This window comes from Brevibacterium picturae (assembly GCF_030453725.1).
Taxonomy (GTDB): domain Bacteria; phylum Actinomycetota; class Actinomycetes; order Actinomycetales; family Brevibacteriaceae; genus Brevibacterium; species Brevibacterium sandarakinum_A.
Genome location: NZ_JAKDJU010000080.1, coordinates 1 through 13905, shown reverse-complemented (window position 1 = coordinate 13905; position 13905 = coordinate 1). Strand labels below are relative to the sequence as shown.

The 13905-nt window shown below is 65.0% G+C and carries 15 protein-coding genes; 6 read left to right on the top strand and 9 right to left on the bottom strand.

The window, feature by feature from the left end; all coding sequences use genetic code 11:
- Positions 1–673: MogA/MoaB family molybdenum cofactor biosynthesis protein (locus L0G76_RS09475; RefSeq protein WP_304357031.1), on the top strand; the 673-nt coding region annotated here is incomplete at its 5' end.
- A 5-nt stretch (positions 674–678) separates the two neighbouring features.
- Positions 679–1560, top strand: a complete 882-nt coding sequence (gene fdhD, locus L0G76_RS09470) for a formate dehydrogenase accessory sulfurtransferase FdhD (protein ID WP_304357030.1) — start codon at positions 679–681, stop codon at positions 1558–1560.
- Between the two features lie 39 nt (positions 1561–1599).
- On the opposite strand, the gene L0G76_RS09465 is transcribed toward fdhD, so the two are convergent.
- The 9 genes from L0G76_RS09465 to L0G76_RS09425 all read right to left on the bottom strand — a co-directional run bounded on the left by L0G76_RS09465 (position 1600) and on the right by L0G76_RS09425 (position 11129).
- Complete coding sequence (locus L0G76_RS09465) at positions 1600–2370, bottom strand: sulfite exporter TauE/SafE family protein (RefSeq protein ID WP_304357029.1); 771 nt, start codon at positions 2368–2370, stop codon at positions 1600–1602.
- A gap of 68 nt (positions 2371–2438) precedes the next feature.
- Positions 2439–3824 carry an MBL fold metallo-hydrolase gene (locus L0G76_RS09460; RefSeq protein ID WP_304357028.1) on the bottom strand — a complete coding sequence of 462 codons (1386 nt, stop codon included), beginning with the start codon at positions 3822–3824 and terminating at the stop codon, positions 2439–2441.
- A 69-nt stretch (positions 3825–3893) separates the two neighbouring features.
- A complete protein-coding gene (locus L0G76_RS09455; RefSeq protein WP_369696174.1) occupies positions 3894–5084 on the bottom strand; it encodes an NAD(P)/FAD-dependent oxidoreductase in 1191 nt (396 codons plus the stop codon).
- Between the two features lie 345 nt (positions 5085–5429).
- On the bottom strand, positions 5430–6182 hold the full coding sequence (locus tag L0G76_RS09450) for a GntR family transcriptional regulator (protein ID WP_304357026.1): 753 nt from the start codon (positions 6180–6182) through the stop codon (positions 5430–5432).
- A gap of 64 nt (positions 6183–6246) precedes the next feature.
- Positions 6247–7416 carry a hypothetical protein gene (locus tag L0G76_RS09445; RefSeq protein WP_304357025.1) on the bottom strand — a complete coding sequence of 390 codons (1170 nt, stop codon included), beginning with the start codon at positions 7414–7416 and terminating at the stop codon, positions 6247–6249.
- Positions 7416–8306, bottom strand: coding sequence for a cytochrome c biogenesis CcdA family protein (locus L0G76_RS09440; protein WP_304357024.1), 891 nt, complete (start codon positions 8304–8306; stop codon positions 7416–7418). The genes L0G76_RS09445 and L0G76_RS09440 overlap by 1 nt, the downstream gene beginning before the upstream one ends.
- The gene (locus tag L0G76_RS09435) at positions 8306–9049 is read right to left on the bottom strand and encodes a DsbA family protein (RefSeq protein ID WP_304357023.1); all 744 of its coding nucleotides are present in this window, start codon (positions 9047–9049) and stop codon (positions 8306–8308) included. The genes L0G76_RS09440 and L0G76_RS09435 overlap by 1 nt, the downstream gene beginning before the upstream one ends.
- A 67-nt stretch (positions 9050–9116) precedes the next feature.
- The gene (locus L0G76_RS09430; protein ID WP_304357022.1) at positions 9117–10388 is read right to left on the bottom strand and encodes a hypothetical protein; all 1272 of its coding nucleotides are present in this window, start codon (positions 10386–10388) and stop codon (positions 9117–9119) included.
- 6 nt (positions 10389–10394) lie between these two features.
- Positions 10395–11129, bottom strand: a complete 735-nt coding sequence (locus L0G76_RS09425; protein WP_304357021.1) for a DsbA family protein — start codon at positions 11127–11129, stop codon at positions 10395–10397.
- Between the two features lie 140 nt (positions 11130–11269).
- On the opposite strand from L0G76_RS09425, the gene L0G76_RS09420 reads away from it, so the two are divergent.
- The 4 genes from L0G76_RS09420 to L0G76_RS09405 form a co-directional block, all read left to right on the top strand.
- Positions 11270–11776, top strand: a complete 507-nt coding sequence (locus tag L0G76_RS09420) for a hypothetical protein (protein ID WP_304357020.1) — start codon at positions 11270–11272, stop codon at positions 11774–11776.
- Positions 11773–12162, top strand: coding sequence for a BlaI/MecI/CopY family transcriptional regulator (locus L0G76_RS09415; protein ID WP_092106412.1), 390 nt, complete (start codon positions 11773–11775; stop codon positions 12160–12162). Before L0G76_RS09420 ends, L0G76_RS09415 begins: the two co-directional genes overlap by 4 nt.
- On the top strand, positions 12159–13145 hold the full coding sequence (locus L0G76_RS09410; protein WP_304357019.1) for a M56 family metallopeptidase: 987 nt from the start codon (positions 12159–12161) through the stop codon (positions 13143–13145). Before L0G76_RS09415 ends, L0G76_RS09410 begins: the two co-directional genes overlap by 4 nt.
- A gap of 164 nt (positions 13146–13309) precedes the next feature.
- On the top strand, positions 13310–13905 hold a 596-nt coding region (locus L0G76_RS09405; RefSeq protein ID WP_304357018.1), incomplete at its 3' end, for an MFS transporter.

Here is a 13905-nt window from a genome sequence, read left to right as displayed (position 1 = left end):
GGGCTCCGCCGGCGCGGAGAAGGAGGCTGAAGTCGAGCAGTTGGAACAGGTCGACCGGACGGCGACCGGCCGTGAAACAATGGAGATCGGAACGTGTGTGCATTGGGAAGAAGGATCGTCTGTGACCACTGAGAACTCGACGGACAATGAGGCTGTCGACCTCCTCGGCGCGGGACGCGTAGCCGCGGTCATCATCGCCTCCACCTCGGCGGCCAGGGGAGAGGCGGCGGACACGACCGGCCCGATCCTCGTCGGCTGGCTGCGCTCACGCGGCTACACCACACCCGATCCCATCGTCGTCCGCGACGGCGAACCCGTCGGTCACGCTCTCCGGTCCCTCCTCGTCGACGCCGGCGAGGACGAGCGCCCACGCATCGTCGTCACCAGCGGCGGCACCGGACTCGCTCCCGACGACCGGACCCCGGAATTCACCGCCGAACTCCTCGAACGACAGTCTCCGGGCCTGATCTACGCGATGTGGCGCAAGGGACTGGAAGCGACCACCTCGGCGGTGATGAGCCGCGGAGTCGCCGGCGTGCGCGGCCGCAGCTTCGTCATCAACTTCCCCGGCTCGAAGGGTGGAGTCAAGGACGGCATCACCGTCATCGACGAGCTCCTCGAACATATCCAAACCTCGGTCGAGGACACCACCGACCACGGACCAAGGGTCTGATCGACATGCAGCAGCGCAGGGCCGTTCGCGCCCGAGTCCACAGGTTCGACGCCACCGGCGAGCTCTCCGCCGGGCCGGACTCCGTGGCCGGCGAGGAGCCGCTCGAGATCCGCCTGAACGGAGAGCAGTTCGCCGTCACGATGCGCACCCCCGGCAATGACGTCGAACTCATCGCCGGCTACCTCCTCTCCGAGGCGGTCGTGACGACCATGGGCGATATCGAGGAGATCGACTTCTCCTCCGGGCTCGAACCCGATGGATCCCGCAACTACAACGTCGCCCGGGTGCGACTGAGACCCGGAATCTGGAGCGCCGAGGCGGCCCCCGCCAGATCCGTCTACACCTCGTCCTCGTGTGGGATCTGTGGCACTGCGGCCATCGACGCGGTGACGAAGACCTCCGCCTACCCGCTGATCCCGGCATCGTTCCATGTCGACGAGGAGGCGGAGTTCCAGTTCCCGGAGTTACTGAGCGCTGCGCGCATCGGCGAACTGCCGGACCGGCTGCGCTCGCAGCAGCAGGTCTTCGACAAGACCGGAGGAGTCCATGCCGCCGCACTCTTCGCCGTCGGCGAGGATCCGAATGCCGAACCCGAGCTGCTCATCGGCCGCGAAGACGTCGGCCGCCACAACGCCGTCGACAAAGTCATCGGCTGGGCCATGGCCAATCAGGGTCTGCCCCTGCGGAAGACCGTCCTGCAGGTCTCGGCACGCGCCTCCTTCGAACTGGTCCAGAAGTCCGCGATGGCGGGCATTCCGATGATGTCGGCCGTCAGCGCACCCTCGGCGCTCGCCGTCGATCACGGCAAGAGCGTGGGAGTCAGCGTCATCGGCTTCAACCGCAGGGGCCGCTTCAACGTCTACTCCTACCCGGAGCGGGTGGCCTGATGACCGAGCGCGTGGCCTGAGGACATCGGGAGCCTCCTCTCAGCCGACGAGCCGCAGCGTCTCCTCGATGACGACGACTGCCGCAACGGCCAGGACGAAGACCCCGAATCCCTTGCGCAGGCCCCGGTCGGGAAGTCTGTTGCTGAGCCAGAACCCGATGAAGGATCCGGCAACGGCGAGGCCGGCGATGGCCACAGCCAGCGACCAGTCGAGTGGGGTCCAGAGGGCGTAGCCGGCCAGTCCGGACGCAGACTGCATGGTGATGATGAGCAGGGACGTGGCCACGGCGCGTGGCATCGGAAGCCGTGCCAAGAGCACCAGCGCGGGAACGATGAGGAAGCCCCCTCCCGCGCCGACGAACCCGGAGACCAGTCCGACCACTGCGCCGGTGGCAAGGACCTTGCTGATCGGCAGCTCCGGTGGCCTCTCAGGCTGGTCACCGGTCTGCCGACGTCCGCGAATCATCGCGATGGCGGCGGCCGTCATCACCGCGGCAAAGGAGAGCATCAGCACCGGAGCCGGGACGTATGCTCCCGCTCGGCCGCCGGCGAATGCCCCCACCATGGCTGCCACCCCGAATATGAGCCCCGTGCGCCACACCACCCGCTTCTTCGCCGCATGCAGGCTCAGGCTGACCAGCGACGTGACACCGACGATGAACAGCGAGGTCGGAATTGCCTGCACCGGCTCCAGGCCGGTGATATAGGTGAGCACCGGGACAGCGAGAATTGCGCCTCCGCCCCCGAGCAGCCCCAGGGTGAGGCCGATGACCAGGGCGAGGGCCAACGTGAGTGCGAGAGAGAAGTTCATGATCTCCGGAATCTGACACAGCACACGCATCCGGCGCACGGTGGCGCCGGATGCGTGTGAGGTCGGTCCTACTTCTGAGCGGCCTGCCAGCCGAGGTAGCTGCCCTCGAGCTCGACGACACGGTGACCGGCTCTGCGCAGGGCGCTGGCGGCCACAGAGTTGCGAACTCCGCTCTGACAGAACGTCACGATCGTCCCGTCCGTCGGCAGCTCGTCCTGGTGCCATAGGACTCGACCTGCACTGAGCTGCTTCGCCCCAGGGATGGTCCCCGCGACATATTCAGAGGCGTTGCGGACATCGAGGAGGAGATCGTAGTCGGTCGTGCCCAGATCGGATGGTGACACCAGTTCGGGCACCACCACGGGAAGTTCGTCGAGGCTGGTCACATATCCCGTGACGTCGTCGATGCCGACGCGAATCAGGTGGTCCCACATCAGCTGTGCGAGGTCCTGATCCTTCGCAAGCAGGACGAGTGGACGCGAATCGGCTTCAGGATCATGGGCCCAACCGGCATGGGCGGCGGGTTTGCCGGCGACCGGGACGTTGATCGCCCCGGGGACGGTTCCCTGATGGACCTGGTGCTGGTTTCGAGTGTCGACGAAGGTCACTGTGGCCTCCTCCACGTCCTTCTTCACCGTCTCGGCGTCGAGCTCCTGCAGGGGATTCCGGTGTCCCAGTATCTGTGGTCCCTCACGGTTCTGCCGCTTCATCCGTGAGAAGTAGGCCGGTGCATCCGGCTGACCTTCGAGAAGTTCGTCGATGAAGCCCTGCTCATCGTCGGCTGCGAGATGACGACCCCACCAGGAGAAGTTCCGTTCGTATCCGACCGTGGTCGTGGGAACGGCGCCTAGGGCTTTGCCGCAGGCGCTGCCGGAACCGTGGGCGGGGAAGATCTGAACGTAATCGGGCAGTGCCAGCAGCTTGTCGCGCAGGCTGCGGAAGAGCTGCTTGGCGCCCTCGAATCGGGTGTCGACACCGCCTGCAGCCTCGTCGAGCAGATCGGGGCGCCCCAGATCTCCGACGAAGACGAAGTCGCCGGTGAAGAAGTAGCCGGGCTTGTCGGCGGCGGCACCGTCGGTCAGCCGGAAGGAGAGGTGTTCAGGAGTATGCCCGGGAGTGTGATCCGCGGCGAGGGTGAGGTTGCCGACGGTGATGGTGTCGCCGTCGTAGAGGCGCTGACCTGCGAAGCCGTATTGCCAGTCCTGTCCGCCTTCGCCCGAGACCCAGATGGTCGCGTCGGTGGCTTCGGCCAGCTCGCGGGTCCCGGAGAGGTAGTCGGCATGAATATGGGTCTCTGTGACATGCATGATGCGCATGCCCTTGGACCGGGCCAGGTCCAGATAGACGGAGACGTCCCGCCGAGGGTCGATGACGATGGCTTCATTCGTCTGCTGGCAGCCGATGAAATAGCTGGCCTGCGATAGGTCTTCGTCGTAGATGCGTTCGAGAAGCATGAATATTCTCCGATGTTCGTCATGTGCAGGGTGGGGTACTGCTGTGTGCGGCAGTGCCGGGCAGGGAGTTCAGGCTCGTCCCTTGAGAATGAGGTTCCAGTACATGGCCGGCAGGCCGTAGCGCTTGAGATACCACATGTCGCGACGTTCGTGCGTGGTGTCGATGACCGGGATGCTCGGAGCCGGCTGCATGCTGTAGTCGAACTCCGCCAAGAGCATCGTGTTTCGCGATGTCGTCAGTGGGCAGGAGGCATAGCCCTCGTAGCGGGCGTTCACGGGCCGGTGCTCCATTGTTGCCAACAGGTTCTCCACCACGACCGGAGCCTGCTTCCTGATGGCAGCGCCTGTCTTCGAGTTCGGCGACGATCCTGCGTCGCCGAGGGAGAAGATCTCGGGCCAGCGCACGTGCTGCAGGGTGTTGGGATCGATGTCGACGTAGCCGTTCGGGTCACCGGGCTTCGACACGGGACTGTGTTTGATCCAATCAGGTGCGGACTGCGGTGGGACGACATGGAGCATGGTGTAGTCGAGTTGTTCGGTGCGCTCAGCCGAATTGTCTGTGATGGTCACGGACTGAGCGTCGGCATCGATGTCTGTGATTTCGCTGTTGAAGCGGACCTCGATGCCGTAGCGTTCCACGACCTTCTTGAGCTCCTTGGCGAAGACCTCGACGCCGAACATGCCCGGCGTGGGGAGGACGAGAACCACGCGGATCTTATCCAGCACCCCTTGCTGCCTCCAGTGATCGGCCGCCAGATAGGCGATCTTCTGCGGAGCTCCAGCGCACTTGATCGGCCCGGAAGGCATGGCGAACACGGCAGTGCCGCGCTTCATGCCCTTGATGAGCTTCCACGTCTTCGGTGCCAACTCGAAATCGTAGTTGCTCGATGCCTGTGGCCCTGCAATGGCCTCCTTCATGCCCGGCACACGGTCCCAATCGAGCTGCAGGCCGGGAGAGACGACGAGGTAGTCATAACCGACTTCGCCACCGGAGGCCAGCCTCACGGTGTGATCGTCGGGCTCGATCTCAGACGCCGAGTCCTTGATCCAGGCAACTCCCTGCGGCATGACCTGCGCTTCGGGGCGAACGCTTTCCCGGCGCGGGGCCGCGCCGCCGCCGACGAGCGTCCACAACGGCTGATAGTAGTGCTCGGTATTCGGTTCGATGACTGCCACATCGTCCTGGCCGGCGTTGCGCAGACGGGAAGCCACGCTGAGGCCCGCGTTCCCTCCACCGATGACGACGGTCCTATGGTGCATGCTCACTGTCGATCCCTCCTTGGTTCTGTGGCGCCCGCCGCGATTGAGCGGCGATTGGCCGACGGCACAGGGAAATTTCTGCAGATGGTCCGTTCAAATGTTCGTACATCTCTAATGTACGTACATTTATGGCTGGAGGAAAGCCCTGGAGGACATCAATGTGATCACTGCGGAGCCCGACCGAGGAAGCACTGTCGGGTGCGCGGCCAGTGCGTGCCCGACGGACAGGGGCAGTGTGTGCCCGGGTGCGGACAGTGGTAGGGCGCGTCCGTGCGCGCCCGGGCAGTGTTGGGCAGAGCCTGCGGTGTCAGGTGTGCTGTGAGGAGGGGCGAGAGGCGGTGGGACTCAGGGGTAGGTGGTCGTGACGGTGAAGCGGTCACCGCGGATGAGAGTTTCTCGCCATTCCAGCGCCCGGTCGTCGATCTTGCCCAGGCGTTCGATGAAGAAGGCCGCTGAGTCGGGCCGAGAGTGGAGACGGCGCGCCTGCTCAGAGGTGAGGTTGACCGAATGCACGGTCTCCTGCCCTGCTGTCAGGGTGAGATTGCAGCACCGCTGCAAGGCATCGTAGAGGGCGGTGTGGGTCAGATCCTGTTCGAGGACTCCGCGTGCTTCGTGTGTCAGCCACACGCGATCGATGGCCAGCGGCTCATCGTCGGCGTACCTCATCCTCGCGATGTGGACCAGGTCTGCATCGGGTCCGACGCCGAGGCGCTTCGCGACCTCGGGATCTTTGCGCAGTTCCGCAGCGTCGATGGTGCTGCGCTGTGTCATCCCTGATTTCTGGACCGCAGCGAACAGGCTGTAGACCGGGCCGAACCGACGCTCCCTGGCGACATGGACGACCTCGGAGGGACGCCCGGGCTGAGCTGTCACGAGGCCTTCTTGGCGCAGGGGTGTCAGTGCTGCACGGATCGTCGAGCGGCTGACCTCGTAGTGCTTCGAGAGCTCGAATTCGCCCGGGAAAGTGCTGTCGAACTCTCCCCGCCTGATCCTCCGCTCAAGATCGGCCTTGACCCTGGCCCACAGCGTCCGGTGGCCGGGGTCGTTGCTGCCGCCGGTGCTGCTGCCGGTCGAATCGATGTGCCCAGATGATGCCATGGCACCAGTCTGCCCGAAGAGTCGTTTCTTTGCGTCGAACATTCGGGCGGTCGAGACAGCCGCGCTACCCCTGTGCCGACTCTTCGACCACCCTGTCTGTGGCCAGCAGGGTCCGGTCACCGGCCCGCAGAGTTCCCAAGCCCTTCGAGGTGAAGACGTCGGGAACTGCGACGGTGCCCGACCCCTGCGCCGGGTAGCCTCGGGCGATGCTGCCGGTGGCGGCATTGTGGACCCGCAGAGTCTCGCCCTCGCGCAGGTAGATGAGTCCGCCGACGGCAGCTTCGAGGACCACGGACTCGGGCAGAGAGACCGGGAGTTCGTTCATCCCTGTTGCATCGATGACCGTCAGGCCCTGCGCGTCTCTCGTGATGACCATCTGCGAGTTCGCGTCTTGGGCGATCTCGCTGGCGGAGTCGTCGAGGACCTCGCCGGATTGCGCATCGATGACGGGCCCGGATCCATCCTTCGCGTCGAGGTGGATCAGGCCGTCGACCTGGTCGGGGAATGCTGAGAGTCCCTCGGCCTTCCAGTCGTGATCCGACAGCGGAATCTCCCAGGCGGTCTCTGCGCCGTCAGTGGCGGAGAGCGTGTCGTGATCGACGCTGAGGATCAGACCCTGATGCTCGCCGAGCACACGAGAATCCGAAGCGCCCTGGTCCGCGACCTCACCGGTGTCAGGATCGAGTGCCACAGTTCCTCCACCATCACTGTCGCCGTCATCGGCGGGCGAGAAGACCGTCCCCGGACCCTGCATCGGGCCGGGCACCTCAGTCGGACCCCACCGCTGCTCACCCGATTCGAGGTCGTAGGCGCTCGCCGTCACCTCGGTGCTGCAGCTCTGATCGGAGGCGGAGTCGGTGAGCACCGCCAGTGGATTCCCTTCGCTGTCGACGGTCACGGTGAATCCCGTGCAGCCCCGGGGGCGCTGCGCCTGCCACAGTGTGGTGCCGTTGCTGTCGACGGCGCTGAAGTCCAGACGTTCGTCACCGATGCCGGCTGAGAGGAAGACATCGCCGAGGTGCTTGACGTCGAGATCCCAGCCCGGTTCCACGAGTTCGAGGGGTTCGACGATCAGTGGCAGCTGCATGTCGGAGCCGTCGACCGCGTCGAGTTCGGTCCCGGCCTGGTTCGGTTCACGGTCGAGTTCGGGCGGTTCCTTCGCCGAGGTGCAGCCGACGAGCGCCAGCGCCGTGCACAGGCCGAGCGCTGTTGCGAAGAGTCCTCGTGTAGGCATCAGTGCCTCGGCTCGTCTCTGGTCTGTGTGTCTTGGTCCCGCCTGTCCTTGTCCGGCCTGTCCTGGTTGCGACGGCGTTCATGACGGAACCACCAGGCGATCGCGATGAGAGCCAGTAGGCAGACGACGAGGATGTCGATCGTCGTCGTCGTCCAGGAGCTCGCCCATTCCTGAATATGGGCGAGGGTGGACGTCGAGACCAGCGATGGAGCCGAGACCAGGCCGTTGGTCATCCAGAACACGATGCCGATGAGGATCATCAGCGCCCCGGTGACCATCGAGACGACGGGCAGTCGGCGGCCGAACAGCGTGACCGAACCACCGCGCATGACTGCCCGTGCCCGCGGTCCCATCCGCGACCACAGAGCCGCGATGATGAACAGAGGCACGACCATTCCGGCCCCGTAGATCGCGAGCATCACGCCGCCGAGGAACACACTGCCGCGTGTGGCCGCCAGAGTCAGGACCGCGCCGAGGATGGGCCCGGAGCAGACTCCGGCGATCCCGCTCGTGGCGCCGAGGAGGAATGTCTTCGTCGCTCCCGTCGCCGTGGCGGACTTGGACCTCATGGCGTCGGCGCCGGGCAGCGCCTTGGCGGGGTCGAAGCCGAAGCCGAAGAACTGAACGATGCCGAGAATGATGAGGATCGCCGAGGCGACGAGGACGATGGTGCCCCGATAGGCGGTGAAGAGCGCTCCCAGGGTTCCTGCCCCCATTCCCAAAGGGATGAGGACGAGCAGCATTCCTACGTAGAAGATGCCGCCGTGGAGCAGCAGTCGTGACCCGACCCCGACTGTGGAGCCGAAGAAGGCCGGCAGCAGCAGGGCCGCGCAGGGGCTGAGCAGAGCGAGGACGCCGCCGATGAAGGCGCTGAGCAATCCGATGTCCATCAGTTCGCTCCTTCCAGTTTCGCTTCGATGGCGTCGACGAAGACGCTGGTGGGCTGGGCCCCGACGTAGGGCTGAGAGTCGAGGATGAATGTCGGAGTCGAGAACGCGCCGAGTTCGGTGCCCATCGCCGCGTTCTTATCGACGGCCTCGGCCGTCTCAGACGAGTTCATGTCTTCCTCGAACTGGTCCATGTCGAGGCCGATGTCGGCGGCCACGGAGGTCAGCGCTTCGGGCGAGAGCTCCTCCGGCGACCGTGGTTTGCCTCCGGCGAACAGCTTCTCGTGGAACTCCCAGTGCTTGTCCTGCAGGGCTGCGGCGTAGGCTGCCTCGGCTGCCTGTTCGGATGCGGATCCGAAGACGTTGACCTCGCGCCATTCGATGCGCAGATCACCGGAGTCGACGTAGTCGAGCATTGTCGGCAGAGTGTCCTGTGACCAGGCCGCACAGTACGGGCACTGATAGTCGGAGAAGACGACGAGCGTGACCGGGGCATCCACCGGTCCGTCGGCCAGGGGATCGTCATCGTCAGTGTCGAAGTCGCTGAGATCCTTCTGCTCGGGATCCTCGACCTCGGTGACGACGACGTCCGGTTCCTTCTGTTTGCCGGAGGTCGAGAGGTCAGAATCATCGCCCTGCTCGCGATCCATGAGGAGGATCATGAGCACGAGAGCCAGGGCAATGGCGATGACCGTGAGGGGTATCCACCATCGGTATTGGGGCCTGAGCGCTTCGTGTCTCGGCATATCACCACTCCTGAGTTACTATGCGGCTTAGTAAAGTGTAGATGACGGCGGTCTGGCGCTGCCACCGTCAGCTCCGACTCGTGACCAACAGCGGTGTCTGCGGGTCACCGATGAGCGCGGCGCCGGATTCGGAGATGTGGTGGGGCGACCCGAGGCGTTCGATCGCTTCGAGCAGGGGAGTACCGCCTTCGGCAAGGTTTCCGTCCCGGGCTGATCTGGCAGTGATCGACTGTTCCGTCTCCCCTTGATCCGAGTCATAGCCGCTCGAGGAGTCGCTCCCACTTGACGAGCGGCTCCCACTCTCCGAGTCGAAGACGATGAGACCGGCACCCACGGCAGCGACCTCGGCGTTCTCGGGCAAAGGCGTGTTCCAGCGTTTGGTCCCGTCGGAGTCGAACCCGAGCAGATCGGACCCGGCGGTGACCAGGGTCTCGCTCGATGAGTCGAACCAGGCCCCGGAGATATTCGAATCGACGCTCGCCCCCGAGTCCAGGTCGATGAGCATTCGCTCCTCGCTGCCGGCATCGCCGAGCAGCGCGTGGGTTTCACCGATCGGCTCCCAGGGAACCTCCCGGGCCTCGGAGGCAGACAAACCGAAGTCCTCGGCTGCCCGAGTCCAGAGCCTGTGCCCGTCGAGATCCTCCCCGACGATGTCGCCGTCCTGACTGCGAATGAGGTGCTCACCGAACAGCGCGACCACCCGCGGCGAGGCGTCGTCGCTCTCATTCTCAGTTTCGACAGCGGCCACATCTCCGGTGGCCGGGTCGAGCGCGGTGCGGGGCCCGGCGATTCCGATGAAGTCCTTCGGTGCGCCCGCGAAGACGAGGCCGTTGCCCAGCATTGCTCCGGGTGTTTCCACCGGTCCCCACCGTTTCTGGCCGGTTGTGAGGTCATAGCCGCTCGCGGTCGGTGTGAGTGAGTCGCCTGTCGCAGAGCCTTGGTCCATGAGGACTGCGATGGGACCGTCGTCGGTGGTGGTGACGAGGTAGGCGGAACAGGCGCGGGGACGCTGTGCCGTCCACAGAACCTGACCACCCGAGTCGACGGCGCGATATTCGAGGCTGTCGTCGTTCTCGTGCATCGACAGGAATGTCCCGTCGGCTTCCTGGGCCGGGGCGTCCCAGCCGGGGTCGACGGTGCGTTCCGCAGCGGAAGCGCTGCCTGCTTCACCCGACTCGACGCTCGCAGCTTCACCGGAGTCGAAGCTCGGAGCTTGTGAGCCTGCCGTGCTCGGTTCGGACGACTGTGAGCCCGAGCCGAACCCCGAGCAGGCGCTGAGTGGAAGGACGACGGCGACGATGAGGGGCAGAACCGCCGAGGCGGTGGATCGTGGTCGCACGCTTCCTTACCCTTCCGCCTCGGCGAGGGCATCGTCGACGGCGCCGACGAATGCCTTGGTCGGCTGCGCACCCACGAGGGGTTTGCCGCCGATGACGAATGTCGGGGTGCTGGCCACGCCCAGCGAGTAGCCCTCTTGGGCCGTGGCGTCGAACTCTTCGTGGGCGTCGACCGAGTTCATATCACCCTTGAATTTCGTGGGGTCGAGGCCGAGGTCCTCGGCCGCGGACACCAGCGAGTCGTCGTCGAGCTCGGATTTCGGGGGATGCTCGCCGCCGTCGAACATGGCATTGTGGAATTCCCAGTACTTTCCCTGGAGGCCGGCGGCATAGGCTGCGCGAGCCGCCCTCTCGGACTCCTCGCCGAAGACAGCGAGATCGCGCATCTCGATCCGCAGATCGCCCTTGTCCACGTAATCCATCATGGCCGGCATCGTCTCCTCATTCCAGGATGCGCAGTACGGGCACTGATAGTCGGAGAACATCACGAGAGTCACCGGGGCATCGACCTCGCCGAGCGCGTGACTGTCGCCCTCGACCCTGTGCTCGACGAACGACAGATCGACCTCCTCGGTGCCGGATTCGGACTCGCTGCCGGATCCCGACTCGCTCTGCGAATGCGCGTTCGCGCTGTCCTCGGACGGGCCCTGGTTGACGATGACCACGCCGATGAGCACCGCAGCGAGGATGATGACAGCCAAGGGCACGAGCCACACCATGGGGCCGCGAGCAGAACGGAACACGGGAACCTCCTGAGGAAGTCGGGTCGGGAGAGTCGGATCAGAGCGCAGCCGAGGCAACGCATGATGGAACTTTACTATCTGGCATAGTATACTAACTCCCATAGTAAACAGACTGTACGACGCTGCGCAAAGAAGGGACCATGGTGCTGTTCTCATATCTCTCCGACGCGACCCGGGCGCTTCGCATGTGGAACACCCGCCGCATCCTCGTCGCCATTGCGACCGCCGGCGCCTCCGTGTTCATCATCGGAATGTCCACGGTGCTCATCCCCAATTCCTTCTTCTCCAGAGACATTCCACCCGTGTGGTGGGACTATCCGGTCTGGATTCTCATGTCGGTCCTCCTGGGCGTGCTCATCGCCACCTATGTCCGCGAGCCCGGCGCTCGCGCGACGAGCTCCGAACCTCGCGGGGGTACGTTCGGCACCGTCGGCGGCATGCTCGGCTGGTTCGCCGTCGGCTGCCCGGTGTGCAATAAGATCGCGCTCGTCGTGCTCGGTTACACTGGGGCTCTCACATACTTCGCACCGCTTCAGCCCGTGCTGGCGGTCCTGTCGGTCGTCCTGCTGCTGGTCGCGGTGGTCGTCCGTCTCAAGGGGCAGTTCTCCTGCCCGGTGCCCACTCGTGAAAGGAGCCGTCTGCCATGACATCGGAATCGGCCGCGACCGAGAAATCATCGCCGATCCGCCTCGGCGCGCTCGAACAGCAGGTCATGGACCTGCTGTGGGACGAGGGGCCGTTGACGGTCAGGCAGATCATCGAAGCCTCGGACAACGTTCCCGCCTATACGACGATCGCGACAGTGCTGACCAATCTTGAACGCAAGCACCTGGTCCAACGTGAACGTCAGGGCCGATCAGTCCTCCACACCCCGAATATCAGCCGCGAAGAGCACGCCGCGACACTCATGCAGAAAGCACTGGTCAACGGGGGAGACCGGGCGGCATCGATCCTGCACTTCGTCGACGGCATCGGCGCCGAGGACATCGAACTCCTGCGCAGCTACCTCAACTCCAAGGATGAGCACGGATGAGTCTGCTGCTCATCGGCGCGGGTGCGGCCGCACTGTTCGCCCTCATCACCTGGATCGGTCCCTTTCTTGTGAGGACGGCTGCCCCGGTTCTCATGCGAGCACCGCGACTCGCTGTGTTCGGGCTCCTGTCCGTGCCCCTGATGTGGTGGGCGGTCGTGGTCGCACTGAGCCTGCTGGCCGCCTCACTGTTCCAAGGTCCTGACGTGCTGCCGGTTCCTCTCGCGGACGTCTGTTCGCGCTGCCTCATCGCGGCCAGTCCGTTCCCGGACCTCGCACGAGTCGAAACCCTGATCCCGGTCGTCGTCTTCCTCGTCTTCCCACTCGTGGTCTCCGTCTTCTCCGTCGTGTGGGGTCTTCGCCAGCGCGCACGACGTCGCCGGGAGAACTCCTCCGCTGCGGCGCGGCTGCTGCGCGGCTCGACAGTCGCCGATATCAATGGCCGGTCGCTGAACGTCCTCGACCAGGAGACTCCCTTCGCCTTCTCGCTGCCGCATAAGTACGGGGGTGTGGTCGTCTCCCAGGCGCTGTGCTCGAGCCTGGAGAAGGACGAGCTCACCGCCGTGCTCGAACACGAAAGAGCCCATGTCGAGGGCGGGCATCATCGGATCATGGCGATCGTCGACACGTTCGTGCGGCCGCTGTCGTTCATTCCCCTGTTCGCCGAGGTGGCCGCCTCCATTCCCCTCTACCTTGAGATCGCCGCCGACGACCGTGCACGACGAACCGCGGGAACTCCGGCTCTGGCCAGCGCCCTGCTCAAGATCGGGCAGCCCACGGACGTGACCGGCCACCTCAGCGGATCCTATGCCCTCAACATCGCCGGACCCGACCGGATCCGGCAATTGGTCTCACCCGCTGACATGGCGTCCGGGGTGCTGCCCGTCATGGCACTCGCCAGTGTGCTCGCCGCTTTCGTCACGGTCTTCTCCTCGGTGTTCTACTCCTACGCCACGGTCCTGGCCACCGGTTGCGTCATGCCCTGACCCAAGCACTGTCGGTGCACTGGCTGCGCACGGACGGGCCGACGCTGTCGAACCAGATCCGCGCCTTGTCCACGTGCTGCACGCCGTGGTCACCAGCCGGACTCATTCCACCGCAGCCGAGCCGAGGACTACCATGCTGGAGTGGAGCGCGAGGAGAGTGACGGGTGAACAGGAGAGAGCAAGGGGCACCGGGACGAGGCCTTCTGACGGTCCTGTTGGGTGCTGTCGGCTCAGGGCCGCTCCTGCTCTACGGACTCAGCGCTGTCAGCGACTCGATCATCGTCGACCTGGGCATCTCGGAAGCCCAGTTCGGTTTGTTGGCCACTGTCTGTTTCGCCTGCGCAGCCATCGGCAATGCGACCCTGGGGCGGGTGGCGGACAGGCACTCCGACGTGTCTCTGATGACGCTGGTCTTCGTGCTCGCCGCAGCAGCGATGGCGCTGGTCGCAGTCCCTGCAGGTTTTTGGATGCTGCTCGTCGCCGCAGGCATCTCGGGCATCGCCCAATCCTTCCCCAACGGCGTCACCAATCGGGTCCTTCTCGAGCGTGTGCCGGTCACGAAGCGGATCGGTTGGGTGGGGGTCAAGCAGTCCGGAGTTCAGGCCAGTCAGCTGACGGCGAGCCTGGCCTTCCCGATGCTGGCGGCGGCTGCCGGATGGCGAGGCGCGGCGCTGGCCATCGCGATCGTCCCCCTCATCCTCATGGTGCTGATGTGGCATTCTCTGCGCGTGACACCGCTGTTGACACTCACCGCCTCGCA